Source organism: Burkholderia sp. GbtcB21 (assembly GCF_019091065.1).
GTDB lineage: Bacteria > Pseudomonadota > Gammaproteobacteria > Burkholderiales > Burkholderiaceae > Burkholderia > Burkholderia pyrrocinia_C.
Map to the genome: position 1 here is coordinate 1 of NZ_JAGXKA010000591.1, position 228 is coordinate 228.

Annotated in this window: 1 protein-coding gene; it reads left to right on the forward strand. The window is 77.2% G+C overall.

Annotated features, from left to right (window positions below; genetic code table 11):
* Nucleotides 1-228 (forward strand): hypothetical protein (locus KVT39_RS37775; protein WP_217591555.1); only part of this gene is annotated, 228 nt, incomplete at both ends.

The window sequence follows — 228 nt, forward strand, 5'->3', positions numbered from 1 at the left end:
GAGGGCGCCGAAGGCTGGTGGCCGCAAGGCGACCGCCACGGCAAAGGCGCAGGCGCCGGCCACGCGCGGCGAGACGCGCCTGTCGGGCCCGCTGACCGCGCCGGGCGCGGTTGCGCCGCAGGTGTCGACGAAGGCGGCCTTCAAGCTCGGCGACAGCCTGTACGGCGGCGTGCCGCTGACCGGTGCCGGCGTCGTGCAGCTCGCCGGCTCGCGGACCCTGCCGAGCAA